At 67.4% G+C, this 25080-nt stretch carries 23 protein-coding genes; 21 read left to right on the top strand and 2 right to left on the bottom strand.

What is annotated here, in order from left to right:
* The first annotated feature begins 18 nt into the window (after positions 1-18).
* From QNO00_RS10280 to QNO00_RS10300, 5 genes are all read left to right on the top strand, one after another.
* On the top strand, positions 19-1548 hold the full coding sequence (locus QNO00_RS10280; protein WP_284024445.1) for a CCA tRNA nucleotidyltransferase: 1530 nt from the start codon (positions 19-21) through the stop codon (positions 1546-1548).
* Positions 1545-2201 (top strand): histidine phosphatase family protein, encoded by a 657-nt coding sequence (locus QNO00_RS10285; RefSeq protein WP_229966462.1) that lies wholly within the window; start codon positions 1545-1547, stop codon positions 2199-2201. Before QNO00_RS10280 ends, QNO00_RS10285 begins: the two co-directional genes overlap by 4 nt.
* Before the next feature lie 144 nt (positions 2202-2345).
* Positions 2346-2528: a hypothetical protein gene (locus tag QNO00_RS10290; protein ID WP_229966461.1), complete on the top strand. Its 183-nt coding sequence runs from the start codon at positions 2346-2348 to the stop codon at positions 2526-2528.
* A gap of 913 nt (positions 2529-3441) precedes the next feature.
* Positions 3442-4689, top strand: a complete 1248-nt coding sequence (mshA, locus tag QNO00_RS10295; protein ID WP_284024446.1) for a D-inositol-3-phosphate glycosyltransferase — start codon at positions 3442-3444, stop codon at positions 4687-4689.
* A gap of 59 nt (positions 4690-4748) precedes the next feature.
* Complete coding sequence (locus QNO00_RS10300) at positions 4749-6434, top strand: formate--tetrahydrofolate ligase (RefSeq protein WP_284024447.1); 1686 nt, start codon at positions 4749-4751, stop codon at positions 6432-6434.
* Between the two features lie 109 nt (positions 6435-6543).
* Here the strand turns inward: QNO00_RS10300 and QNO00_RS10305 are convergent, their stop codons facing one another.
* Positions 6544-7629 (bottom strand): inositol-3-phosphate synthase, encoded by a 1086-nt coding sequence (locus QNO00_RS10305; RefSeq protein ID WP_284024448.1) that lies wholly within the window; start codon positions 7627-7629, stop codon positions 6544-6546.
* Positions 7630-7801: 172 nt separating this feature from the next.
* Here QNO00_RS10305 and QNO00_RS10310 point away from each other — a divergent pair, with 172 nt between their 5' ends.
* The 4 genes from QNO00_RS10310 (at position 7802) to QNO00_RS10325 (ending at position 12543) form a co-directional block, all read left to right on the top strand.
* Entirely contained in the window at positions 7802-9280 is a 1479-nt protein-coding gene (locus tag QNO00_RS10310) for a glycosyltransferase family 87 protein (protein ID WP_502863349.1), read from the top strand.
* Positions 9277-10722 carry a phytoene desaturase family protein gene (locus tag QNO00_RS10315; protein ID WP_284024450.1) on the top strand — a complete coding sequence of 482 codons (1446 nt, stop codon included), beginning with the start codon at positions 9277-9279 and terminating at the stop codon, positions 10720-10722. Before QNO00_RS10310 ends, QNO00_RS10315 begins: the two co-directional genes overlap by 4 nt.
* Before the next feature lie 150 nt (positions 10723-10872).
* Positions 10873-12183, top strand: coding sequence for a hypothetical protein (locus QNO00_RS10320; protein WP_284024451.1), 1311 nt, complete (start codon positions 10873-10875; stop codon positions 12181-12183).
* 90 nt (positions 12184-12273) lie between these two features.
* Positions 12274-12543 carry a hypothetical protein gene (locus QNO00_RS10325; RefSeq protein WP_229966454.1) on the top strand — a complete coding sequence of 90 codons (270 nt, stop codon included), beginning with the start codon at positions 12274-12276 and terminating at the stop codon, positions 12541-12543.
* Positions 12544-12613: 70 nt separating this feature from the next.
* Here the strand turns inward: QNO00_RS10325 and QNO00_RS10330 are convergent, their stop codons facing one another.
* Entirely contained in the window at positions 12614-12934 is a 321-nt protein-coding gene (locus QNO00_RS10330) for a putative quinol monooxygenase (protein WP_284024452.1), read from the bottom strand.
* Between the two features lie 142 nt (positions 12935-13076).
* On the opposite strand from QNO00_RS10330, the gene QNO00_RS10335 reads away from it, so the two are divergent.
* From QNO00_RS10335 to rplI, 12 genes are all read left to right on the top strand, one after another.
* Positions 13077-14759, top strand: a complete 1683-nt coding sequence (locus QNO00_RS10335; protein WP_229966452.1) for an ABC-F family ATP-binding cassette domain-containing protein — start codon at positions 13077-13079, stop codon at positions 14757-14759.
* Between the two features lie 345 nt (positions 14760-15104).
* Entirely contained in the window at positions 15105-16295 is a 1191-nt protein-coding gene (locus QNO00_RS10340; protein ID WP_229966451.1) for an MFS transporter, read from the top strand.
* 92 nt (positions 16296-16387) lie between these two features.
* Positions 16388-17440, top strand: coding sequence for an ATP-binding cassette domain-containing protein (locus tag QNO00_RS10345; RefSeq protein WP_229966450.1), 1053 nt, complete (start codon positions 16388-16390; stop codon positions 17438-17440).
* A complete protein-coding gene (locus tag QNO00_RS10350; RefSeq protein WP_229966449.1) occupies positions 17437-18282 on the top strand; it encodes an ABC transporter permease in 846 nt (281 codons plus the stop codon). Before QNO00_RS10345 ends, QNO00_RS10350 begins: the two co-directional genes overlap by 4 nt.
* A gap of 53 nt (positions 18283-18335) precedes the next feature.
* Positions 18336-19289: an ABC transporter ATP-binding protein gene (locus QNO00_RS10355; RefSeq protein WP_229966448.1), complete on the top strand. Its 954-nt coding sequence runs from the start codon at positions 18336-18338 to the stop codon at positions 19287-19289.
* A 212-nt stretch (positions 19290-19501) separates the two neighbouring features.
* Positions 19502-20473: an ABC transporter ATP-binding protein gene (locus QNO00_RS10360; RefSeq protein WP_284024453.1), complete on the top strand. Its 972-nt coding sequence runs from the start codon at positions 19502-19504 to the stop codon at positions 20471-20473.
* Entirely contained in the window at positions 20470-21348 is an 879-nt protein-coding gene (locus tag QNO00_RS10365; protein WP_229966446.1) for an ABC transporter permease, read from the top strand. The genes QNO00_RS10360 and QNO00_RS10365 overlap by 4 nt, the downstream gene beginning before the upstream one ends.
* 214 nt (positions 21349-21562) lie before the next feature.
* Positions 21563-22837: a M18 family aminopeptidase gene (locus QNO00_RS10370; RefSeq protein WP_229966445.1), complete on the top strand. Its 1275-nt coding sequence runs from the start codon at positions 21563-21565 to the stop codon at positions 22835-22837.
* 246 nt (positions 22838-23083) lie between these two features.
* Complete coding sequence (rpsF, locus tag QNO00_RS10375) at positions 23084-23437, top strand: 30S ribosomal protein S6 (protein ID WP_152220935.1); 354 nt, start codon at positions 23084-23086, stop codon at positions 23435-23437.
* Between the two features lie 33 nt (positions 23438-23470).
* Complete coding sequence (locus QNO00_RS10380) at positions 23471-24040, top strand: single-stranded DNA-binding protein (RefSeq protein WP_229966444.1); 570 nt, start codon at positions 23471-23473, stop codon at positions 24038-24040.
* 147 nt (positions 24041-24187) lie between these two features.
* The gene (gene rpsR / locus QNO00_RS10385; RefSeq protein WP_003800144.1) at positions 24188-24427 is read left to right on the top strand and encodes a 30S ribosomal protein S18; all 240 of its coding nucleotides are present in this window, start codon (positions 24188-24190) and stop codon (positions 24425-24427) included.
* A gap of 17 nt (positions 24428-24444) precedes the next feature.
* Positions 24445-24894, top strand: coding sequence for a 50S ribosomal protein L9 (gene rplI / locus QNO00_RS10390; protein ID WP_229966443.1), 450 nt, complete (start codon positions 24445-24447; stop codon positions 24892-24894).
* Positions 24895-25080: the final 186 nt, after the last annotated feature.

A 25080-nucleotide genomic window follows, 5' to 3' on the forward strand; every position in this document is an offset into this window, starting at 1 on the left:
TGGCACGCTTAAAGCACTATGGTGCACCTTTTTGATAGTTCGGCCCTGAAGACTCCCCTGCCCTCCGTTGTCGGTGAGCTCGGAACGCTGTTCGAGAACGCCGGCTACGAGCTTTCCCTCGTCGGCGGTCCCGTGCGTGATCTTTTCCTGGGGCGGGTGTCTCCGGACCTGGACTTCACCACCAACGCCCGCCCGGATGACATCATCAACGTCATCCGCCGCTGGTGCGACACGTACTGGGAGATCGGCCGGGCGTTCGGCACCATCGGTTTGCGCAAGGCCGGGTTCCAGATCGAAATCACCACTTACCGGGCCGATGCCTATGACCCGGAGTCGCGGAAGCCGGCCGTGGCCTTCGGCGACAAGCTTGAGGATGATCTGTTCCGCCGTGATTTCACCATGAATGCGATGGCGCTGCGGCTGCCCTCCATGGAGTTGGTGGATCCGTTCGGGGGAGCGCAAGACCTGCAGGCCGGCCTCGTCCGCACCCCGGGCGCCCCGTCGACGTCGTTCTCCGACGATCCGCTGCGGATGATGCGCGCCGCCCGGTTCGCGTCCCAGCTGGAAGTGGATGTGGCCCCGGATGTGTTTGAGGCGATGAAGGACATGGCCGGCCGGATCACGATTATTTCCGCCGAGCGTGTCCGCGATGAGCTCGTGAAACTGATCAACGGCAAGGCGCCGTGGACCGGCATCGACCTGCTCGTGGAAAGCGGACTGGCCGAGCATGTGCTGCCGGAGGTCTCCGCCCTGAAACTGGAAATCGACGAGCATCACCGGCACAAGGACGTCTACCAGCATTCGCTGACGGTGCTGCGCCAGGCCTGCGGGCATGAGACCGGCGCCGACGGCGATGTTCCCGCCCCGGACTTCGTCCTGCGGTTCGCGGCCCTGATGCACGACGTCGGAAAGCCCGCCACCCGCCGCTTCGAGCCCAATGGTTCCGTCAGCTTCCTGCACCATGACGCCGTCGGGTCGAAGCTGACCGCGAAGCGGATGAAGGCGCTGCGTTTCGACAACGACACCATCAAGGCGGTGTCGCGGCTGGTGGAGCTGCACATGCGCTTCTACGGCTACGGTGATGCCGGCTGGACGGACTCCGCCGTCCGCCGTTACGTCAACGACGCCGGCCCGCTGCTGCAGCGGCTGCACCGGCTCACCCGCTCGGATGTCACCACCCGCAACCGGCGGAAGGCCGAACGGCTGGCTTTCGCCTACGACGACCTTGAGCTGCGGATCGCCGCGCTGGCCGAGCAGGAGGAGCTCGCGGCCATCCGTCCGGATCTGGACGGAGAGGCAATCATGGCGCTGCTGGGCATCCGCCCGGGCCCCGTGGTTGGCCGCGCCTACCGGTTCCTACTCGAAGAGCGCATGGAAAACGGGCCTTCCGGCGAGGCTGAAGCGGCCGCCCTGCTTCGCGGGTGGTGGGCCGAGCAGCCCGAAAGCCGGGACGTCCCCGGCCCGCAGGCGGCGGCCCCGGAGGCCGGCGCCGGTGACAAAACAGAGGCGGGCACAAACCCGTCGGCAACAGTGGAAGGAAGTAAATGAGCGACGCTGAGGACTTCGGTCCGGCGGTTCCGGATACGACGCCGGCGGGAACGCGGCTGCCGCGCCTGTGGCTGCTGCGCCACGGCGAGACGGAGTGGTCCCGCGAGGGAAACTACACCGGCCTGACGGACATTCCGCTGACCGCGGCCGGGGAGGCCCAAGCGGTCGCCGCGAAGGAGAAGATCGGGCAGGTCGACTTTGACCTGGTGCTGTCCTCCCCGCTGATCCGCGCCCGGCGCACCGCGGAGCTGGTGGGATACCCCGAGCCGCGGATCCTGCCCCATGCGCACGAGTGGGACTACGGAGCCAACGAGGGCCGCAAGAGCACGCAGGTGCGGGCCGAGAACCCCGGCTACCTCATCTGGAACGACGGCGTTCCCCAGGGGGAGACCCTGGACCAGGTGGCGGAGCGCGCCGACCGCATCGTCTCCCTCGTGCAGGCCGGCTGCGGCACACCGATGGACCGGGATCCGGGAGCAACCCCGGTGGAGAAGGTCCTCCTTGTGGCGCACGGCCACTTCCTGCGGATTCTCGCGGCCCGCTGGCTGGGGCTTCCGGCAGACCACGGCCGGCATTTCGTGCTCGGAACCGCTGCCGTCTGCCTGCTGGGCTGGGACAAACACACGCCCGCAATAGTGCGCTGGAACTATTAGCAGCAAAGAAATGAAAAAAGTTTCAGGAAATGCTTGGCACGGAACTGAAACCTGTTGTATGTTTTTCCTGCGGCCAGCTTTCTGATAAGCGGGCCGCACCAGCCATTCCGGCAATCCACGCACTCATGAAAGGGAGGTGGGGTAATGACCATCCATGTATTCCTCACTGCCACGACGGATGCCTGCCCGCAGGCCCGCACGTCCACCCCTTCGACTGCGTGGCCGGCTCTCCGGCCCACCGGACGGCGGATGGCCGGCGGAACAGGCCGGCAGGGCGGAACCGGACGGCGTTCACGCTACCCGTTTGGCCTTGGCGGCCGCGGGTAGCCTCGCACCGGCCGCCCGGCGGCTCTGTTCCGGGAACGACCTGCCTCTGAGGGGCAGCGTCCTCGGGTGGGCGGTGTCCTGGGATGGACACCTCCCTGCGGTTGCCTCCGTCCTGCGGTGGGCACCGGCCCAGCGGCGACATGGTTCCTCCCGGCAGGGTTCCCTCTTGGCACTGTTCCTTTCTTCGGTCGCGGAGCTCCGTTCCCGGCACGCCCTGCGGCACTCTTCCCTGGCTCGGCATTGTTTTATCGGATAATGATCTGCCGGTAATTCGACCGCACTGTTGTTTGCTGCGGCAGCCTGCCTTCTGAATACCCTGCCTTTTTAACCGCCTTTTATTCTCCCTGCCTTGAGGGATTTTTTCCTTTTTCTCCCACGTACCTTTCGCGCACCCAAAAACAGGTGTGCCATTCTTTCGGAGTTTATTGTGCGTTCTTTCAACCTGCCCTCGTCCCTCTCCAGCGACCCCCGGGAAAACCCGGAGCACCCGGAAACCATCCCCCCTCCGTCAGCGCCGGCCCTGCCGCCGGACCGACCGCCGTCGGGCGTTCCGACACCGGGGGCGGCGCCCGCTCCTGCCTGGCGGAGGGCGTTAACCCTGATTGCCCGCGTTCGCGCTTCCTTCGCGCGGTCCGAAGCAGTCCACCAGGCGCGGCTTGATGCGTGCTGGAACGGACCGGAGCGCCATTTGCTGGCTCACGTCATCTGTTCCGCCAAGTAGGAACTGCCCACCGGGAACAAATCCCGGGGAGTCCGCGCTGTACCGCGTGGACTCCCCGTCGGATGGGGTTCCGGCTTTGACGCGCCGCAGCAGAAGTGACAAGGGCAACCGTCCCGGAAACCATGCTCCGCCCCTCGGCGTTATAAAGTCATTAGGGGATTAGCACTGCGGCCGGCCAAGAAGGGAGTGCTGTTGCTTCAGGTAAAGCGTGTGGCCATGCTCTCGTTGCATACGTCACCCCTGGAGCAGCCAGGTTCCGGCGATGCCGGCGGAATGAACGTCTACGTCCGCTCGGTCGCAGTGGAACTGGCCAGATCCGGCGTCGAAGTGGATATTTTCACCCGTTCCTCGGACCCGCGTCAGCAGCCGGCCGTGGAACTCGTTCCCGGCGTCACTGTCCGCCACATCACTGCAGGACCGCGCCGCAAAATCGCGAAGGAAGCACTGCCCGGACTGGCCGACGCCCTGGCACTGGGCGTCAGCGACATCCATCCCTTCCCGGCGGGCCGCCGGTTCGACGTCATCCACTCGCACTATTGGGTGTCCGGCACGGCCGGGCTGGCCGTCGCCAGGGCGTGGGACCTGCCGCTGGTGCACACCATGCACACCATGGCGCGGGTGAAGAACCTGCGCCTCCAGGCCGGAGAGAAGCCCGAGCCCCAGGTCCGGATCGACGGAGAACAGGACATCGTCGACGGCGCCACCCGGCTGATCGCCAATACGAGCACCGAAGCCGCCGAGCTGGAAGCGCTGTACGGAGCCGACCCGCTGGAGGTGGACGTGGTGGCTCCCGGCGTGGACCTGCAGATCTTCTCCAGCCGGAACTCCCACGCCGCCCGTGCCCGCCTGGGCGTTCCCCGGGAGGTGTTCCACGTTGTCTTTGCCGGCCGCATCCAGCGCATGAAGGGCCCTCAGGTACTGGTGCGTGCCGCCGCGGAACTGCATGCCCGCCGTCCCGACATCCCGCTGCAGGTCAGCATCCTCGGCGCCGGGAGCGGTTCCGAGGTGCTGGACCTGCAACCGCTGATCGACTCGCTGGGGCTGCACGCCTACGTCTCCCTGCATCCGCCCGTGGGCGCAGCTGCGCTGGCCGACTGGTTCCGTGCCGCCGACGTCGTCGCCGTCCCCTCCTTCAGCGAGTCCTTCGGGCTGGTTGCCCTGGAAGCCCAAGCCTGCGGAACCCCCGTGCTGGCGGCCAATGTCGGCGGGCTGCCCAAGGCCGTCGGACACGGCCGCACCGGCCTGCTGGTGGACGGGCATGACAGCGGCCGGTGGTCAGCCGAGCTGGAGCGGCTGCACGACGACGCCGGGCTGCGCCGGGCGCTGGGCTACGGTGCCGCCGTGCATGCGTCGGCCTTCGGCTGGAAGCGCACGGCGTCGCTTACGGCCGAGAGTTATCTGCAGGCCGCGGAACAGTTCTCGGCGCAGTCCGTCCGCTGATAGCTTGGTCCGTACCACCGCCGGTGGCCGCCGGCGTCGGGAACGGAAGGAACGCGTCGATGCGCACTGCCGCTGACATGTCCAGTGATTTGGAAATCTCCCGCCGGGCGGTGCTGAAACCCGTCACGGAGGTTGCCGCCGCCGCCGGCATTCCTGAAGACGCCCTTGAACTGTACGGGCGCTACAAGGCCAAGATCGACCCGCTGCGGGTGCCTCCGCGCGGCACCCGCGGCAAGGTGGTGCTGGTTACCGCCATGAGCCCCACCCCGGCCGGTGAGGGAAAGTCCACCGTCACCGTGGGGCTCGGGGATGCCCTGGCCAAGGCGGGAGTCAGCACTGTCATCGCCCTGCGGGAGCCCTCGCTGGGACCGGTCCTGGGCATGAAGGGCGGCGCCACCGGCGGCGGCTACTCCCAGGTGGCGCCGATGGAGGACATCAACCTGCACTTCACCGGGGACTTCCATGCCATCACCACGGCCAACAACGCCCTCGCCGCGCTGCTGGACAACTCCATTTACCAGGGCAATACCCTGGGCATCGATCCGCGGCGCATCACGTTCCGCCGCGTCATGGACATGAATGACCGCTCGCTGCGCGACATCGTGATCGGACTGGGCGGACCGGTGCAGGGCACGCCGCGCCAGGACGGCTTCGACATCACCGTCGCCTCCGAAATCATGGCCGTGTTCTGCCTCGCCCGGGACCTGGCCGACCTCAAGGCCCGGCTGGCGCGGATCACCGTGGGCTACACCTACGACCGGCGGCCGGTGACCGTGCGGGACCTCGGCGCGGAGGGAGCCCTGACGCTGCTGCTGAAGGACGCGGTCAAACCGAACCTGGTGCAGACCCTCGCCGGCACCCCGGCATTGGTCCACGGCGGGCCGTTCGCGAACATTGCGCACGGCTGCAACTCGGTGATCGCCACCGAACTGGCGCGCACCGTCGCTGACGTGGTGGTCACGGAAGCCGGATTCGGAGCGGACCTGGGCGCCGAAAAGTACATGGACATCACGGCGCGGGCCGCGGACGTGGCACCGGACGCCGTCGTTCTGGTGGCCACGATCCGGGCGCTCAAGATGCAGGGCGGCGTGCCCCGGAGCGAACTGGACCGCGCGGACCGGGCCGCGCTTGAGGCCGGAACCCCCAACCTGCTTCGCCACATCGGAAACATCCGGAAGTTTGGCCTGAATCCGGTGGTGGCCATCAATACGTTCAGCACCGACACGCCGGAGGAGCTCGAGTGGCTGCTGCGCTGGTGCGCAGCCGAGGGCGTGCCGGCTGCCGCGGCAGACGTCTGGGCGCAGGGCGGCGGCGGGACCGGCGGCGACGCCCTGGCGGTGCGTGTCCGGGCGGCGCTGGCGGAGCCGGCGTCTTTCCGGCACCTGTATCCGCTGGAGCTGCCGGTGGAGGAGAAAATCCGCACGGTGGCCCGGGAGATTTACGGGGCCGACGACGTCGAATTCTCAGTTTCGGCGCGGCGCCGGCTGGAGGAGATTCGGGCCGGGGGATGGGATTCGCTGCCGGTGTGCATGGCCAAGACGCAGTACTCGTTCTCCGACAACGCGGCCCTGCTTGGCGCGCCCACCGGTTTCACCGTGCACGTGCGGGACCTGATCCTCAAGACCGGCGCCGGCTTCGTGGTCGCGCTCACCGGGGCCGTGATGACCATGCCCGGGCTGCCGAAGTCCCCCGCGGCGCTGCGCATGGACGTGGCCGCTGACGGCACGCCGCAGGGTTTGTTCTAAGCGGCGCCCGGCCCGTGCCGAGATGGCAGAAGGTGCCCTTCCCGGCACTGGGAAGCGCACCTTCTGCCATCTCGCGGGACGGCGGGGAGGCTGAGCGGGGGGAGGGAGGTTAGCGCTCGACCTCGCCGCGGATGAACTGCTCCACCTTTTCCTTGGCAACGTCATCGTTGTACTGCTCCGGCGGAGACTTCATGAAGTAGCTCGACGCCGAGAGGATGGGTCCGCCGACGCCCCGGTCCAGGGCGATCTTGGCGGCACGGATGGCATCGATGATCACGCCGGCGGAGTTGGGGGAGTCCCAGACCTCAAGCTTGTATTCCAGCGACACCGGAGCGTCGCCGAAGTTGCGGCCCTCCAAGCGGACAAAGGCCCACTTGCGGTCATCGAGCCAGGCCACGTAGTCCGACGGGCCGATGTGTACGTCGTCTGCCTTCAGGTCCGCCGACGTGTTGGAGGTGACCGCCTGGGTCTTGGAAATCTTCTTGGACTCCAGGCGCTCGCGCTCGAGCATGTTCTTGAAGTCCATGTTTCCGCCGACGTTGAGCTGGTAGGTGCGGTCCAGGATGACGCCGCGGTCCTCGAACAGCTTGGCCATGACCCGGTGGGTGATGGTGGCGCCGATCTGGCTCTTGATGTCGTCGCCGATGATCGGAACCCCGGCGGCGGTGAACTTGTCGGCCCATTCCTTGGTCCCGGCAATGAACACGGGCAGCGCGTTCACGAAAGCGACGCCGGCGTCAATGGCGCACTGGGCGTAGAACTTCGCAGCCTGCTCGGAGCCGACCGGCAGGTAGCAGACCATGACATCCACGTTGTTCTCCCGAAGCGAGGCAACAATGTCCACCGGTTCGGCGTCGGACTCTACGATCGTTTCCCGGTAGTACTTGCCCAGGCCGTCGAGGGTGTGGCCGCGCTGGACGGTGATGCCGGTCTGCGGGACGTCGGCAATCTTGATGGTGTTGTTCTCGCTGGCCCCAATGGCGTCGGCCAGGTCCAGGCCGACCTTCTTGCTGTCCACGTCAAAGGCTGCCACGAACTGCACGTCGTTGACGTGGTACTGGCCGAACTTCACGTGCATCAGGCCGGGAACGGTCAGGTCCGGGTCAGCGTCACGGTAGTACTGGACGCCCTGGACCAGCGACGCTGCGCAGTTTCCAACACCGACGATTGCGACCCGAATGGGGTTCTTTGCCACGGTTCTCCTTTGAAGACAAAAATTTTACTGTTGCCGCGCCAAACGCGGCAAGATCGGCCCAGTCTACGGCCTCAGCCCGTAAGTTCCGTGTGAAGCATCACATGCGGACCGCCCGCGACGGCCACCGCGAGGCCGGTGTTCGAGGCCGATGCGGCCCGTTGCCGGCGTCATACTGGTAAGCATGGAGCCCAAGCCCCGACGGCGGCCGCTGCGCACAGTGGTCCCCAGCCGCAACGATCCGCTGCTCAAAACGCTTACCGAAGTCATCGGCGGGCCGCTGGGCCGACACACCGCGCCGGGGATCGTGACGCCGGGGTTTTTCACGGTGGAACGGGTGCTGATCCTGCTCACCACTGCCGCCGCCCTCCTGGCCGTGCTGGTGAAAATGCCCTGCCGGACCGGCGGCTGGACCTCTCCGGACCATTTCTACCAGGCCTGCTACTCGGACTGGCCGGTGCTGTTTGACTCGCGCGGGCTGGCCGAGGGCGTCTTTCCCTTCCTGACGCCCGGCGTCGGCTTTGAATATCCGGTGCTGCTGGGCCTGCTGGCCGGGGCCGTCGCCCTGCTCGTGCCGGGCGACGGTGTCTCGGCGGAGCGGGCGCTGGCCTACTTCGACATCAACGCCGCGCTGGCCGCCCTGGCCTGGATCGCCACCGTGGTGGCCACGCTGCGCATGACCAACCGCCGGCCCTGGGACGCTGCCATGGTGGCCCTGGCTCCGGCGATGATCCTGTCCGTGTTCATCAACTGGGACATCTGGGCCGTGCTGCTGGCCGCCCTGGGCATGCTGGCCTTCGCCCGCAGCCGGCCGGTCCTGGCGGGGGTGTTCCTGGGGTTGGGCACGGCGCTGAAGCTGTATCCGGTGCTGATCCTGGGCGCGGTGCTGGTCCTGGCCTTGCGGACGCTGCGGCTGCGGCCGGCCTTCGCGGCCGTGGGCGCGGCCGCCGCCACCTGGCTCGCGGTGAATGTTCCCTTCATGGTCTCCGACTTCACCGGCTGGAAATTCTTCCTCAGCTTCACCGGGGAGCGTCCGGCCGGATATTCCTCGGTGTGGTTTGCCTGGAACCTGATGTCCGGGCGGCTCGGCCTGGCGGAAGCGGAGCCGGCCTTCATCAATGTCTGGGCGTACGCCCTCTTCGCCGCCGCGTGCGCCGGAATAGCCCTGCTCGCGCTTGCCGCGCCCCGCCGCCCCCGGCTGGCCCAGCTGGCGTTCCTGATCGTGGCGGCCTTCATCCTGACCAACAAGGTCTATTCGCCCCAGTTTGTCCTGTGGCTGATCCCGCTGGTTGCCCTCGCCCGCCCGCGGTGGAGGGACTTCCTGGTGTGGCAGTTCTTTGAGGTGCTGCACTGGTGGGCCGTCTGGATGTACCTGGGCGCCCAGACCTCCGGCGGCGACCCCCGGAACAACATCGAGGCCGCGTACTACGTCTGGGCCGTGGGAGGCCATGTCGCGGCAACGGCCTGGCTCGTGGCGCGGGTTGTCGCCGACATCCTGAACCCCGCGGGTGATCCGGTGCGCCGGCTCGACGTCGACGATCCCCAGGGCGGCCCCTTTGACCATGCGCCGGACCGCTTCCGGCTCCGGCTCCCGCGCGGGCCCTGGCGTGCGGACCCGGTTCAGCCCACAGCACAGGAAGCAGGAACCCCATGACCGATGTTTCAGTGGTCGGCGCAGGACCCAACGGGCTGGCCGCTGCGGTCATCATGGCCCGCGCCGGGTTGTCGGTCCGGGTCTTTGAAGCCGGACCCACGGCCGGCGGCGGCAGCCGGACCAAGGAGCTGCTGGAACCCGGCCACCGGTACGACGTCTGCTCCGCCGTGCATCCCATGGCTTTGGCCTCGCCCTTTTTCCGCCGGTTTGAGCTGGCGGAGCGGATCAAGCTCACCGTGCCGGACATTTCCTACGCCCACCCGCTCGACGGCGGGGACGCCGGCCTGGCCTACCGGGACCTGGAACGCACGGTTCAGGGCCTGGGGCCCGACGGCGCCGCCTTCCGCCGCCTGATGCAGCCCCTGGTGCGGCGCAGCGAAGACATCACCAGCCTGCTGATGTCCCCGCTGCTCCGCGGTTACCGCGAGCCGGCGGCGGCGCTGGCCTTTGGACGGGCGGCCCTGGAGCAGGGCACTCCGCTGTGGAACCGGCGGTTCTCCGAGGCGAAGGCCCCCGCACTGCTCACCGGGGTCGCCGCGCATCCCGTGGGGCGGATGCCTTCGCTGCCCTCGGCCGGAGGAGGGCTGCTGCTGTCGCTGCTGGCGCACACCGTGGGCTGGCCCATTCCGGAGGGAGGATCGCAGGCCATCGCCGATGCCATGGTCAGTGACCTGTTGGCGCACGGCGGTGAATTGGTGACCGGTCACCGGGTGGTGTCGCTGAACGAGGTAAGGAGTTCTCCCACCGTCCTGCTCGATGTGTCGCCGGCGACCCTGCTCGATCTGGCCGGCCCGGAGCTGCCGGGGCCGTATGCGCGGGCCCTGGCCCGGTTCCGCTACGGCAACGCTGCCTGCAAGGTGGACTTCATTCTTTCGGGGCCGGTTCCGTGGGCCAACGAGGGCGTGCGCCGGGCCGGGACGGTGCATGTGGGAGGCCGCCGTGAAGAGCTGGCCCGGGCCGAGGCGCAGGTGGCGGCCGGCCGGCATCCGGAGCGGCCGTACGTCCTGCTGTCCCAACCGAGCAGCTTTGACTCCTCCCGGGCACCGGCGGACCGCCACATCCTCTGGACCTACTGCCACGTCCCGGCCGGATCCACGGTGGACATGACGGAGGCCGTCACCGCGCAGATCGAGCGCTTCGCACCCGGCTTCCGTGACGTCGTCGTGCGCTCGCAGGCAACGACGGCGGCGGATCTGGAGCGCTACAACGAGAACTATGTCGGCGGGGACTTCGGCGGCGGCGCGGTGAACCTGTGGCAGATGGCGGCCCGGCCGGTGCCCGCAGTGAATCCGTGGCAGACACCGCTGCCCGGGGTTTACCTGTGCTCAGCCTCCACTCCGCCCGGGCCGGGAGTCCACGGGATGGGCGGCTGGCACGCGGCGGCGCTGGCCCTGCGCCGGGACCACGGAATGGACGTCCCGGACCTGGGTGCGGACAACTGACCGCCGCCGCTGCTGCCGTGCCGGGTCACGGGGGATGGCACGGGGGACGGCGCCGGGGACGTTACAGGGACGCCGCAGGGGATGCCGCCGGAAGCTTGTATGTTTAAATCCGACGCAAGGCTGCTCATGCTCTGCAGGGGGAATGGATAAATGGACAACCAGGACAACGGGATTCCGGGAAACCCGGACACCCTTGCTCTGCCTGCCGAATCCGACCGCCGGCCCCCGCAGTGGTGGCTGGCACTGCAGTCAGCCTTGTTTGCCTATGGACTGACCCTTGGGGCCGCGCTGGTGATGATGGCGCTGCTGGTCCTGGGATTTTTTGTGGGCGGCACCGGAGCCCTGAACGGCATGAATGATTCCGCCGGGAACATGGGCGCCCGGCTGGACGGTCCGTCGGCGCTGTTGATTTATCCGTTTTTCCTCGCCGCGATGGCGCTGGGCGGCACTCCGGTGCTGACCGTCTCCGCCGCCGGGTACGCAGACCTTCCCGCCCCGCTTGTCAGCCTCTGGGCAGGCGCCCTTCCCCTGCTCCTGACCGTGGTGTCGGTCGCCTCGCTGTGGCGGCTGGGCCGCCGGGCCGAGCGGAGCTCACCGTCGGCGTCCGAGGGCCAGCGCTGGCTGTATTCGGCGCTGACCGGACTGGCGTTGGCCGCCGTTTCAGTGCTGCTGAGCCTGGCGTTCTCGCTGCGTGAAGACACCGAAACCGGAGCCATGTTCCTGACCGCAGCCTCCCCGGGCCTGGTCGCCGGCGCGGTGCTGCTTGGCACGGTAGCCAGCTGGGCGGGGCGAAAGCACGAGACCGGAACGGCACCGCACTGGGTGACCCGGGCGGAGCGGTCCCTCCCCGGGGTCCGCGCAGCGCTTCGCCTGGCCGGAGCCCATTACCTGGCCTACACGGCAGTGGCCGGAGCGGCCCTGGCAGTCACCGCCCTGGTCAAGGGCGGTGTGGCCGTGATGTTTGCCGCGCCGTTGTGGCTGCCAACGGCCTCGGCCTGGGCCTACGCCGCCGGTCATCTCTCAGCAGTGGCGGAACAAGGACTGCCCGCGGCGGCACAACTTCCGGGCTCCGTTGTTGACCTGCCGGTCTGGGCCAGCGCGGCAGCCGGTGCGCTGACCCTGCTGCTGTCCGCAGCCGCATCCGTGGCCTGGTTCCTGGCCCGGGACCGGCGCCCCGAATCGCTGGGCCGCCGCGCCGGATGGCTGACCCTGCCGGCGGTCTTCGGGTTTGCCGGCGCAGCGGTATCCGTGCTCGGCGTCGTCGCTGCCGGCCAAACCCTGGCCGGCGGCAGCGGCGGCGGACAAGGGTTCGGAACCGTGGGGCCAGCGCCGTGGACCTTCCTGGTCATGGCCGCCTGGGGACTGGTGATCGAGCTCGGCTCACGAACCATGGCGGGCCATGTGGCCCACCTCGTACCGGCGCGGGTGGCCGCACGATTGGCAGGCACCGCCGCCAAGTAGCGGCCGGACGTAGTGGCCGGGAGGGTGCGGAGGCCGCCGTCCCTTGCGCTCCGGGCGCGGTCGTGGGGAACTGGAAACAGGAGGTTTCCGATGACCGAACACCTGAACAATCACCACCGGGACACGCTGGATCAGATCCTGCGGCATCCCACCAGCTCAAACATTGAGTGGAAGAACGTCGTGTCACTGCTCGAAGCGGTGGCCGACACCACCCGGGAGCACAACGGCAAGTACGAGGTCACCCTCGGCGGGCAGACGGACTTCCTGGAGCCGCCGCGGGGCAAGGACATCGACGAGCAGACAGTGGTTGACCTGCGAAAGATGCTGACCCGCGCCGGATACACCCTCGACACCAAGTAGTCCCGGGCGGCGCGGGGCGGCCCGGGGCGGCCCCGGGCGGTCGCGGAACCGGCCGGGCCGCCAGCCCGAATTACTCGACCGTCAACTCGCCCATGCGCGACCAGTCTTCGCCGTCGATCACGGTGTTGATGATCTTCGGAGTCTCCACCAGCGCCTGCACCATGTCCTTCATGGCCTGCTGGAAGTGATCGCTCTGGACGTGGGCGGCAGCGGCGTCGTCCTTGAAGGCTTCGACCAGGACAAACTCGTTGGGGTTCTCCAGGCTGCGCGACCAGTCGAACCACAGATTGCCCGGCTCGGCGCGGGTGGCGGCCGTGAAGTCGGCAGTCAGTTCCGGCCAGCGGTCGGTCCATTCGGGCTTGACGTTGAATTTGACGGTTATGAAGATCACGTGTGCTCCTTGGTCGGCCCCGGTGTTGGGAGCTTCATCGTAGACAGATCCGGCCAGCCGCTGTCCACGTAGCCGCTCCACGCAGCCTGTCCACGCACGGCAGCCATGCAGCCGGCCCCGCGCCGGATGGGAGGATAGGAGCGTGGCTCACCTCGACGTATCCAACATTGACTATTTCCTCTCCGACGGCCGGCAGCTCCTCAACGGCGTCAGCTTCAAGGTGGGGGACGGGCACAAGACTGCCCTGATCGGCCCCAACGGCACCGGCAAGACCACGCTGCTGCGGATCATTGCGGAGGACATCAAGGCCGACGAAGGCACCGTGGCGAAGTCCGGATCCATGGGCATCATGCGCCAGTTCGTAGGCCAGGTCCGCGACGACAGCACCGTCCGTGACCTGCTGGTCTCGGCCGCCCCGCCGGCGCTCGCCGCCGCCGCCAAGGCAGTGGACGACGCCGAGCTGGCCATGATGGAGCGCGACGACGAACCCACCCAGATGCGGTACGCCACAGCCATCGCCGACTGGGGAGATGCCGGCGGCTACGAGCAGGAAACCGTCTGGGACGAGGTCACCATGGCCGCCCTGGGTGTGCCGTTTGACCGGGCGCAGTACCGCAAGGCCTCCACGCTGTCCGGCGGCGAGCAGAAGCGCCTGGTCCTGGAGGCCCTGTTCTCCGGCCCGGACGAGCTGCTGCTCCTGGATGAACCGGACAACTACCTCGACGTTCCGGGCAAGCGCTGGCTGGAAGCGAAACTCGCGGAATCCAAGAAGTCAGTGCTGTTTGTCAGCCACGACCGTGAACTGCTGGACAACGCCGCGACCCGCATCGTCACCCTGGAGCCCGGCATCAACGGTGCTTCCGCCTGGATCCACGGCGGCGGGTTCAGCAGCTACGTCACTGCCCGCGAGGACCGCAACGCCCGGTTCGAGGAACTGCGTCGGCGCTGGGACGAGGAGCACCTGAAGCTCAAGGAACTCGTCAACATGTACAAGAACAAGGCTGCGTTCCGCTCCGACATGGCCAACCGCTACCAGGCCGCGCAGACCCGGCTGGCCAAATTCCTTGAGGCCGGCCCGCCCGAGGCGCTGCCCATCGAACAGAACGTGAAGATGCGGCTGCGCGGCGGACGGACGGCCAAGCGCGCCGTCGTCGCGCAAAAGCTGGAACTCACCGGCCTGATGAAGCCCTTCAGCACCGAAATCTGGTTCGGCGACCGGGTGGGCGTGCTCGGCGCCAACGGCTCGGGCAAATCGCACTTCCTGCGGCTGCTGGCCGCCGGCGGCACCGATCCGGAAAAGGAACACGAACCGGTGTCCGAGGTGGAGATCGCTCCGGTGCCGCACGAGGGATCGGTGAAGCTCGGCGCCCGGATCCGGCCCGGCTTCTTCGCGCAGACCATGATGCGCCCGGACCTGCTCGGCAAAACCCTGCTGGACATCCTGCACCGCGGCGACGACCACCGCTCCGGGCTGGGCCGCGAGGCTGCGGCCGGCGCACTGGACCGCTACGGGCTGGCGGCGTCCTCGGAGCAGAAATACGATTCGCTCTCCGGCGGGCAGCAGGCCCGGCTGCAGATCCTGCTGCTGGAACTCTCCGGCGCCACGCTGCTGCTGCTGGATGAACCGACCGACAACCTGGACCTGCACTCGGCCGAGGCGCTGGAAAAGGCCATCGACGCGTTCGAAGGCACCGTCCTGGCCGTCACTCACGACCGCTGGTTCGCCCGCAGCTTCGACCGGTTCCTGGTCTTCGGCTCCGACGGCAAAGTCTACGAATCCGAGACCCCGGTCTGGGACGAGAAACGCGTGGTCCGGGCCCGCTGACCGGACCGCCGGCCGGCCCCTTTGTGTGTGCCAGGCCGCCGGCCGGGCAAGTCAATCGGCTAGTGCGCAAGGGGCCTCACCGCCGCCCCTGATGCCGAGTGTGCAGCTCTGCCGACTTCGAGCCGCTTTCGTCGGCCCACGCTCGCCGAGTGTGCAGATCGGGTGACTTCCGCGCCGCCGAGCCCGCCATACGTGCGCACTCGGGGAATCCTGCCCGCTATATCTGCACACTCGATGGCCAGGGCCCATCCAGTGTGCAGATCGTGGGCTCACAGGGCTGCGGCTGCCGCCGGTGTGAGCAAGGTCCGTTTCCGCCGCGGCGCGGACTGGCTGCACAATATAGGCGTGAAGAGCTCTCTGGACCGTGCCCTGATTTCCGTCTTCGTGATCTTTGGCCTCAACGGCCTCATCTTTGCCAGCTGGGCCGCCCGCATTCCCGCCGCCGCCGAATCCCTCGGGATCGGCGCGGCGGGGGTCGGGCTGCTGCTGCTGTTTTCCGCCGTCGGCTCGATCTGTTCACTGCCGCTGGCCGGATCCATCGCCCAGCGGATCGGCACCGCCGGTGCCGTGCGCGCCGGCGGTCTGACGACGTCGGCCGCTTCCCTGATCATCGCCGCCTCCCTGTTTTGGCCCAATGTGCCGCTGGCCGCAGGCGGCCTGCTGCTCTTCGGCGCCGGCATCGGCCTCTGGGACGTGGCCATGAACCTGGAGGGCACCGAGGTGGAACGCCACCTCGGCCGCACGGTGATGCCCAGGTTCCATGCCGCGTTCAGCGGCGGTGCATTTGTGGGCGCCATGATCGGCGCCGTGCTCTCGGCCGTCGGAATTTCGCTGTCCCTGCATCTGCTGGGCATCGTGGCGATTGCCACGGTGCTGGTGCTGGCCGTGCCGCGGAACTTCCTGCCCGACCCGGTGCCGGCGCACGACGACGACGGCGCACCCGCTGCTCCGCGGTCGCGGTTCGCCGCGTGGAAGGAGGGGCGCACCCTGCTGATCGGCGTGGTGGTTTTGGGCGCCGCACTGACCGAGGGCGCCGCCAACGACTGGGTGGCCAAGGCCACCGTGGACGGCCTCGGCACCAGTGAAACCGCCGGCGCGGTGATGTTCGGCATCTTCGTGGCCGCCATGACCGCCACCCGCTGGTTCGGCGCGCAGCTGATCGACCAGTGGGGACGGGTTCCGGCGCTGCGGATCTGCATGGGCGCGTCGCTGGCCGGGCTGCTGCTGTTTGTCCTGGCCCCCAACCTGGTGCTGGCCGGGATCGGGGCCGTCCTGTGGGGAATCGGCGCGGCCCTGGGCTTCCCCATGGGCATGTCAGCGGCCGGCGAAGACCCGGCCCACGCGGCCAGCCGGGTGTCGGTGGTGTCCACCATCGGCTACCTGGCGTTCTTTGTCGGCCCGCCGGTGCTGGGATTCCTGGGCGAGCACTGGGGTATCCGCAACGCGCTGCTGCTGGTGGGCGCGGCCATGCTGCTCTCCATCCTGTTCGCCCCCGCCGCGGCGGAACGGAACAGAATTTCCGAGGCCGCTCCGTAAAGCTCCCGGTCCGAACCGGCACCAAAACCAGCGGACCGCATGTGTCCGCAATGGGGGTGCCGGACCCGCAGTGCCCGGCCTATCTTCGACCAATGTTCATTTCCCCAACCTCGTCTGAAGAACCGAGCGCCCCTGGCTCTCCGCTGATAGAGGCGCACGGAGTCGCGAAAACCTATAAGTCCAAGTCGGGGCCGGTCCATGCGCTGGCCGGACTGGACATTGCGGTGCCCGAAGGCGCCGTCATGGCACTGCTAGGACCGAACGGCGCGGGAAAGACCACCGCCGTCAAGGTCCTCACCACGCTGATCAAGCCCGACGCCGGAACCGTCACCATCGACGGCATCAACGTGCTCGCCCATCCCAAGGAGGTCCGGAGGATCATCGGCGTTTCCGGCCAGTACGCCGCGGTCGATGAAAACCTGACCGGCATGGAAAACCTGCGGATGGTCGGCCGGCTGTACCACCTTCCGGACAGGCAGGCCCGGGCCCGCGCAGCCGAACTGATCGACATGTTCGACCTCGCCGAGGCCGGCAACCGCCCGGTTAAGGGCTATTCCGGCGGCATGCGGCGGCGCCTGGACCTGGCCGGAGCCCTGGTGAACAGCCCGCGGGTGCTGTTCCTGGACGAACCGACCAGCGGCCTTGACCCGCGCAGCCGCCTCGCGCTGTGGCAAGTCATCAAGGACCTCGTTGCCGGAGGCACCACGCTGCTGCTGACCACGCAGTACCTGGAAGAAGCGGACCAGCTGGCGGACACGGTGGCCGTGATCGACCACGGGACAGTGATCGCCGAGGGCACCTCGGATCAGCTGAAGTCCCGGATTGGCGGACACAGTGTCGCCGTGGCGCTGGTGGACGGAAACGACGCCGCCGCGGCCGAGGCCGTTCTCGCCCGCCACGGCTCCGGCCAGCCGCACACGGCCGACGACGGGCGCGCCCTGGAAGTGAGCGTCCAGAACGGCCCGGCCTCCCTGCAGCTCGTGCTCTCGGATTTGCAGGCGCAGGGCATCGGACTGCACGACGCCGGCATCCGCCGGCCCACGCTGGACGACGTTTTCCTGCAGCTCACCGGCCGACCCGCCGAGGAGGAACCGGAAGCCGGGGCTGCAGCGGATGCAGATGACAAGGAAGGAGCCCGCCGATGAGTGCCGCAGCAACCCGACTGCCCGTCGTGACCACCCGCGGCAAAGCGGCCACAGCCAACTGGGCCGCTGACGGCTGGACCGTCACCTGGCGCAACCTGATCAAAATCAAGCGCTCGCCGGACATGATCATCTTCGCCGTCCTGCAGCCCATCATGTTCGTGCTGCTGTTCAGCCAGGTCTACGGCGGTTCGATTTCAGTGGCCGGCACCGACTACACGCAGTATCTGATGGCGGGAATCTTCGCCCAGACAGTGGTTTTCGGTTCCACGTTCTCCGGGGCGGCGATGGCCCAGGACCTGAAGGAGGGAATCGTCGACCGGTTCCGCACCCTCCCGATGAGCCCCTCGGCGGTGCTGATCGGGAGGACCAACTCGGACCTGGTGCTCAACGCGATTTCCATGCTCATCATGATGGCGACCGGTCTGCTGGTGGGCTGGCGGGTCAACACCTCCTTCGCCTCCTTCCTGGCCGGGGTGGGGCTGCTGCTGCTCTTTTCCTATGCCTTCAGCTGGGTGATGGCCCTGCTCGGCATGAGCGTCCGCTCACCGGAGACCATCAACAACGCGTCCTTCATGATCCTGTTTCCCATCACGTTCATCTCCAACGCATTTGTGCAGAGCTCCACCCTGCCGGCGCCGCTGGAGGTCTTCGCGAACTGGAATCCGGTGTCGGCCCTGGTGCAGGCCGCGCGGGAGCTGTTCGGCAACCTGGGTGACACCCCGGTGCCGGACACCTGGCCCATGCAGCATGCGACCGCGACGGTCCTGATCGGGTCGGCGGCGATGCTGCTGGTCTTTGTTCCTCTGGCGGTGCGGAAGTTTGAGTCGGTAAGCTCCCGCTAGGCAGCGGACCGGTTTCCCGTGCAGCCCCTGTCCGCTCCAGCGAAGGGCACATCATGATTGAGGCACAACGGCTTGCCAAGCGTTTCGGTGACACGACCGCCGTCGACGGCATCACCTTTTCGGTCCGGCCGGGAAAGGTGACCGGGTTCCTGGGTCCCAACGGTGCCGGGAAATCCACCACCATGCGCATGATCGTGGGCCTGGACCGTCCCACCGCCGGCACCGTCATTGTCAATGGGAGCCCGTATGCCAGCCACCGGGCACCCCTGCACGAGGTCGGCGCCCTGCTCGAGGCCAAAGCCGTGCATCCCAAACGCACCGCGTACAACCACCTGCGGGCGCTGGCTGCCACCCACGGCATTTCCTCCGGCCGGATCAACGAGGTCATTGAGCTGACCGGCCTCGGTCCGGTGGCCAGGAAGCGCGTGGGCGGCTTTTCGCTGGGAATGGGGCAGCGCCTGGGCATCGCCGCGGCGATGCTGGGGGACCCGCAGACCCTGATCTTCGACGAGCCGGTCAACGGCTTGGACCCCGCGGGGGTGCTGTGGGTCCGCCACCTGGTCCGCGGCCTCGCCGCCGAGGGCCGCACCGTGTTCATCTCCTCGCACCTGATGAGCGAGATGGCAGTGACCGCCGACCACCTGCTCGTGATCGGCCGCGGCAGGATCCTGGCTGACGCGCCGATGGACGAAGTCCTTGCCGGCAGTGCACAGGAACGCATCCTGGTGCGCACCGACGACGCCGATGCCCTGACGGCGGCGATCGGCTCGGCCGGGGTTGAGGTGCGCCGATTGGCGGCGGACCACCTGGACATCCTCGGGTTGTCGTCCCGCAGCATTGCGGAGGCGGCGCTGTCCCGCGGCATTCTCCTCACCGAGCTCACGCCCCAGCAGCTCTCCCTCGAGGACGCCTACATGGAGCTGACCCGCGGACAGGTCGAGTACCAGTCGCAGGAGATCGACCGGTCCCGGACCGCCGGGGACGGGCCAGCGGCGCCCGGGACCTGAGACGCGGCGCGTGTGCCGTTCCCGCCGGGTGTCATCCCTAAGGCGGAGATTTTTATGCGCAACATCATCCCTCGGTGCCGGGCCAGCGCCGGGGCTGACCCGTAGGCTAAGGGAGAGCTGGGGAAGCTGAACGCTTCGGAGTTGCCCGTCACCGGGCGTCGGAACCGAAAAGTCCCGGCTGTCCGCTTCCACTCCAAAGTGAGGAACGCACCATGATTGAGGCACACGGCCTCGCCAAGACCTTCGGCAGCAAGCATGCCGTCGACGGCATTTCCTTCACCGTCAAGCCCGGCAGGGTGACCGGGTTCCTGGGCCCCAACGGCGCCGGAAAATCCACCACCATGCGCATGATTGTCGGCCTGGACCGGCCGTCCGCCGGCGGGGTCACGGTTAACGGCAAACCCTATGCCCAGCACAAGGCACCGCTGCACGAGGTGGGGGCACTCCTTGACGCGAAAGCCGTCCACACCAAGCGTTCGGCCTACAACCACCTGCGCGCCATGGCCGCCACGCACGGGATTTCCAACAAGCGGGTCAACGATGTCATTGAGCTGACCGGACTCGGGCCGGTCGCCCGGCGCCGGGTGGGCGGCTTCTCGCTGGGCATGGGGCAGCGGCTGGGCATCGCCGTCGCCCTCCTCGGCGACCCGCAGACCCTGATCTTCGACGAACCGGTCAACGGCCTCGATCCGGAGGGCGTGCTGTGGGTGCGCAACCTGGCCAAGGGGCTGGCCGCCGAAGGGCGGACAGTCTTCCTGTCCTCGCACCTGATGAGTGAAATGGCAGTTACCGCCGACCATCTGATCGTCATCGGCCGCGGCCGCATCATTGCCGATGCGCCCATAGCCGACATCATTGACGGCGGTGGCCGGCTGCGCACCCTGGTCCGGACCGACCAGCCCGACGAGCTGCGCCGGGCACTGGAAAACCGTGAAACGTCCTTCGCGCAACTGGAACCGGACCTTTTGGAGGTCACCGGGCGGGAGCCGCGCAGCATTGCCGAGGCAGCGCTGGACCGTCGGATCCTGATCTACGAGCTCACGCCGCGGCAGGTATCGCTGGAGGACGCCTACATGGAGCTGACCCGCGATCAGGTCGAATACCAGTCACAGTCCATCCAGCAGGACCCGGTGCCGGCCCGCATGGCCGGCGTCCACGCCGCGCGCGGAGGAGAATCAGCATGAGCAGCCAGACATTACCCACACCTGCCCCGGCCCGCCGCCGAGACGGCTCCGGCCTCACCTTCGGCCGTGTCCTGCGGTCGGAATGGATCAAGGTCACCACCGTTCCCTCCACCGTGATCCTTTTGATCATCACGCTGGTGGTCATGGTGGGGCTCAGCGCCCTGTACGCCTGGCAGATGGCCGTCTCCGTTGGCTTCATCGCCGACGCATCGCCCGAAATGCAGGCACAGATGGGTGGCGTCACCATGGAAGACATGCGGGAGGACGCCAAGCTTGCACCCGCCAGCGGCTACATCTTCGGACAGCTGCTCATTGCATCCCTGGCCGTGGTCCTGATCGCCTCGGAATGGGGCACGGGAATGATCCGCTCCACCATGGTCGCCGTGCCCAAGCGCATTCCGGCGCTGCTGGCCAAGAATCTGGTGATCGCCGTCGTCGCGTTTGTCCTCGGTGCCGGCGCAGCGCTGGTCTCCTACTTCATCGCCCAGCCCATTCTGGCCGCCGAAGACCTGGAGTTCGCCCTGTCGGACGAGGGCGTGTGGCGGTCCATCCTGAACACCGGAACCTATCTGGCGCTCATCGCGGTGATCTCGATGGCCATCGGCACCCTGCTGCGCAACACCGCCGGCGGCGTGGTGACCGCCATCGGTCTGTTCTTCGTGGTTCCGGTGATCGTGGTGAACCTGATCCAGGGCCTGGCGGACTGGATTCCCGACGCCGCACGCTTCCTGCCCACCAACGCCGGCGACATGATGCTGGCGCTGTCCACCACCGAAGGACAGCTCACTCCGCTCGAAGGCGGCCTGGTGATGGCCGCCTGGGCAGTGGTGCTACTGCTCGCTTCCCTGCTGGTGACCAAGCGCCGGGACGTCTAAGGACGGTGTCCGGGACAGGCCCCGCTGAAACGGCGGGCCGCAGGAAGTTTGGTGCCGGCAGCGGCGGATGAACGGCTGCCGCTGTCTCCACCGGATGCCCTTTCGAGGGCCGGAAACTCCTCCACAGCGGGGAGTTTCCGTCGTTAACCGGCCTGTTTTCCCGCATTCGGCGGAGCCATTACGCACGGGGAGCAGGCTCTGGTTGAATCGGTGTATGTCTGATGCAATGGATCACATCCAAGACCTCGGTGCTTTTGTCAGCGCCTCACCCTCCAGCTTCCACGCGGCCCGCGAGGGCGCGCGCCGCCTGGCGGCGGCGGGCTTCACCGAACTTGATGAAAGCCTGGAATGGCCGGCGGAGCCCGGAAAATACTCGGTGGTGCGCGACGGCGCCCTGATCGCCTGGATCGTTCCGCCGGGCGCCGGCGCCGCGACCGGATTCTCGATTCTGGGCAGCCACACCGATTCCCCGTCCTTCAAGCTCAAGCCGCGGTCCACCACCGGCCGGCTCGGCTGGCTGCAGGCCGGGGTCGAAGTTTACGGCGGACCGCTGCTGAACTCCTGGCTGGACCGCGAGCTGCAGCTGGCCGGGCGCCTGGTCACCCTGGACGGCGAGGAGCACCTGGTGAAAACCGGTCCGCTGCTGCGTTTCCCGCAGCTGGCCATTCACCTGGACCGGTCCGTCAATGAGGGCCTGAAACTGGACAAACAGCAGCACATGAACCCGGTCTGGGGGCTGGGGGATCCCTCCACCGCGGATCTGCTGGAACTCCTGGCCGCCCGTGCCGGACTGTCCGCCGCCGAGGTGGGCGGGTACGACATCGTTGCCGCTGACACCCAGGAACCCCGCACCTTCGGTGCCGACCACGAGTTCTTTGCCTCCGGACGGCTGGACAACCTGTCCTCGGTCCACGCCGGACTGGCCGCCCTGATCGCCGCGTCGGAGAACAAGACTGGCGGGTCCATCGCCGTCCTGGCGGCCTTCGACCACGAGGAAGTGGGCAGCGGCAGCCGTTCCGGGGCTGCCGGGCCGTTCCTGGAGGACGTGCTGAACCGGATTTCCGGCGGCCTCGGCGGATCCGCGCTGGATCGGCAGCGGGCGTTCGCGGCCTCCTTCTGCATCTCGGCCGACGCCGGCCACGCCGTCCACCCGAACTACGCCGAGCGCCACGACCCGGCCAACCACCCGGTGCTCAACGGCGGTCCGCTGCTGAAGATCAATGCGAACCAGCGGTACACCACTGACGCGCCGGGCGCGGCCCGCTGGGCCGGACTGTGCCGGCGGGCGGGCATTCCCTATCAGGAATTCGTCTCGCACAACTCGATGCCCTGCGGCTCCACGATCGGGCCGCTCACCGCCACGAGGCTGGGCATCCGCACCGTCGACGTCGGGATTCCGCTCCTGTCCATGCATTCGGCCCGCGAGATGGCCGGCGTCCAGGATCCGCACCACCTGGCGAAGGTGACCGAAGTGTTTTTCGCCGGCTGACCCGGGGCAGCCTCCCGGTGGAAGGACCCGGGAGGGGCGGCCCGGGCGGGGTGCCCTGCGGGTGCAGCGTCCCGTCCCGTCCGGATCACCTTCCGGCGTCCGGTAGACTAGCTAAGTCTGTGCTATCGGCTACGCCGACTGCTTTCCCGCCGCCTGGTCACCCAGGATCGGCAGGACGACAACGCAAAAGAACCTCCTGTTACGGAAATGCCGTGACCGTATAGCCCAAAGGAGGTGGGTTCACAAATGCGTGCTTATGAACTGATGGTTATCATCGACCCCGAGGTAGAAGAGCGTACAGTCGAGCCTTCGCTCGACAAGTTCCTCAATGTAGTCCGCAACGATGGTGGAACCATCGACAAGGTCGACATCTGGGGCCGTCGCCGCCTCGCCTACGAAATCCAGAAGAAGGCTGAAGGCATCTACGCAGTGGTTAACTTCACCGCGACGCCTGCAGCTGCTGCTGAGCTTGACCGCCAGCTGAGCCTGAACGAAACCATCATGCGCACCAAGATCATCCGCCCGGAAGAGCAGAAGATCTCGAAAAAGGATGCCAAGAAGGCCGCAAAGGCTGAAGCTGCAAAGGTTTCCGCAGAGTAATTTCTGCAAACCAAACCGAAATCAGGAGACACCATGGCAGGCGAGACAACTATTACCGTCGTCGGCAACCTAACGAATGATCCGGAACTCCGGTTCACGCCGTCAGGTTCGGCAGTGGCTAACTTCACCATTGCCTCGACTCCGCGGACCTTCGACCGCACGTCAAATGACTGGAAGGACGGCGAAACGCTGTTCCTTCGGGCATCTGTCTGGCGCGAAGCCGCTGAGAACGTGGCCGAATCCCTGACCAAGGGGACGCGTGTTGTTTGCCAGGGCCGCCTGAAGTCGCGTTCGTACGAAACCAAAGAAGGCGAAAAGCGCACCGTCATGGAGCTTGAGGTCGACGAGATCGGCCCCTCGCTTCGGTACGCTTCCGCGAAGGTTACCCGCACCCAGCGCTCCGGCGGCGGTGGCGGCAACTTCGGCGGCAACAGCGGAAACTCCGGAAACAGCGGCTTCGGCGGCAATTCCAACCCCGCATGGGGCGGAGGCCAGCAGCAGCCACAGGCTGCGCCGGCCGAAGATCCCTGGGGTGCTCCCGCAGGCGGCGGCAACGCCGGCGGCTGGGGCAACGGACCGGATTCCAACGACCCGCCCTTCTAAATCTCCACCGAAGACCGGTGTCTGCCCTCACGGGAAGCCTGCCCTTCTTCACCCCTGCGCCTTCGGGCGCAACCTCAGACGGCACTCGCCGTCGAGCCCATCCCGTGGAATGATCCACGGGCTCCACTAGACATAAGGAGCTCCACGATGGCTAAGGCTGAACTTCGCAAGCCCAAACCAAAGTCCAATCCCTTGAAGGCCGCTGACATCACTGTCATCGACTACAAGGACGTAGCATTGCTGCGCAAGTTCATTTCCGACCGCGGAAAGATCCGCGCCCGTCGCGTAACTGGCGTAACCGTGCAGGAACAGCGCAAAATCGCTCAGGCAATCAAGAATGCCCGTGAAGTTGCTCTCCTGCCGTACTCCGGCGCTGGCCGCGGCTAAGGAAAGGAACCTAACTCATGGCAAAGCTCATTCTGACCCACGAAGTAACCGGTCTCGGCGCTGCCGGCGACGTCATCGAGGTAAAGGATGGTTACGCACGTAACTTCCTTCTGCCCCGCGGCTTCGCTCTGACCTGGACCAAGGGTGGCGAGAAGCAGGTTGAATCCATCAAGGCTGCCCGCGCCGCCCGCGAGCACGCTTCCCTGGAAGATGCTCAGAAGCAGGCTGCTGCACTCTCCGCCAAGCCGGTCACTCTGGCCGTCAAGGCCGGCGAGTCCGGACGCCTCTTCGGCACGGTCAAGGCTGCCGATGTTGCTGCTGCTGTCGAAGCTGCCGGTCTCGGCACCATCGACAAGCGCAAGGTTGAACTGCCGGCTCACATCAAGTCGGTTGGTTCCTTCCAGGCCAACGTTCGTCTGCACGACGACGTCGCTGCTGTCATCGACCTCAACGTCGTAGCCGGCTAGCACGTCCACCAGCACGCCCTCGGGCGTGTGCCGAGCGCCCTCCGCCCTTGTGGCGGGGGGCGCTTTTGTGTCCGTTTCCGTGCGTCCGGCGAACCTCCGGACGCACGGAAACGGGGCAGTCGCAACCGCCTTCCGGCGTGCACGGCCTTCTGCGGGCCCCGGAGCGGCAGTGGCGTACGACCCTGC

Origin of the sequence: Arthrobacter sp. zg-Y1219 (genome assembly GCF_030125545.1) — a bacterium.
Taxonomy (GTDB): domain Bacteria; phylum Actinomycetota; class Actinomycetes; order Actinomycetales; family Micrococcaceae; genus Arthrobacter_B.

Coding starts and splice junctions, on each gene's coding strand:
- QNO00_RS10280 (WP_284024445.1), top strand. CDS start 19: ATGGTGCACCTTTTTGATAGTTCGGCCCTGAAGACTCCCCTGCCCTCC.
- QNO00_RS10285 (WP_229966462.1), top strand. CDS start 1,545: ATGAGCGACGCTGAGGACTTCGGTCCGGCGGTTCCGGATACGACGCCG.
- QNO00_RS10290 (WP_229966461.1), top strand. CDS start 2,346: ATGACCATCCATGTATTCCTCACTGCCACGACGGATGCCTGCCCGCAG.
- QNO00_RS10300 (WP_284024447.1), top strand. CDS start 4,749: ATGCGCACTGCCGCTGACATGTCCAGTGATTTGGAAATCTCCCGCCGG.
- QNO00_RS10315 (WP_284024450.1), top strand. CDS start 9,277: ATGACCGATGTTTCAGTGGTCGGCGCAGGACCCAACGGGCTGGCCGCT.
- QNO00_RS10320 (WP_284024451.1), top strand. CDS start 10,873: ATGGACAACCAGGACAACGGGATTCCGGGAAACCCGGACACCCTTGCT.
- QNO00_RS10325 (WP_229966454.1), top strand. CDS start 12,274: ATGACCGAACACCTGAACAATCACCACCGGGACACGCTGGATCAGATC.
- QNO00_RS10345 (WP_229966450.1), top strand. CDS start 16,388: ATGTTCATTTCCCCAACCTCGTCTGAAGAACCGAGCGCCCCTGGCTCT.
- QNO00_RS10350 (WP_229966449.1), top strand. CDS start 17,437: ATGAGTGCCGCAGCAACCCGACTGCCCGTCGTGACCACCCGCGGCAAA.
- QNO00_RS10355 (WP_229966448.1), top strand. CDS start 18,336: ATGATTGAGGCACAACGGCTTGCCAAGCGTTTCGGTGACACGACCGCC.
- QNO00_RS10360 (WP_284024453.1), top strand. CDS start 19,502: ATGATTGAGGCACACGGCCTCGCCAAGACCTTCGGCAGCAAGCATGCC.
- QNO00_RS10365 (WP_229966446.1), top strand. CDS start 20,470: ATGAGCAGCCAGACATTACCCACACCTGCCCCGGCCCGCCGCCGAGAC.
- QNO00_RS10370 (WP_229966445.1), top strand. CDS start 21,563: ATGTCTGATGCAATGGATCACATCCAAGACCTCGGTGCTTTTGTCAGC.
- rpsF (WP_152220935.1), top strand. CDS start 23,084: ATGCGTGCTTATGAACTGATGGTTATCATCGACCCCGAGGTAGAAGAG.
- QNO00_RS10380 (WP_229966444.1), top strand. CDS start 23,471: ATGGCAGGCGAGACAACTATTACCGTCGTCGGCAACCTAACGAATGAT.
- rpsR (WP_003800144.1), top strand. CDS start 24,188: ATGGCTAAGGCTGAACTTCGCAAGCCCAAACCAAAGTCCAATCCCTTG.
- rplI (WP_229966443.1), top strand. CDS start 24,445: ATGGCAAAGCTCATTCTGACCCACGAAGTAACCGGTCTCGGCGCTGCC.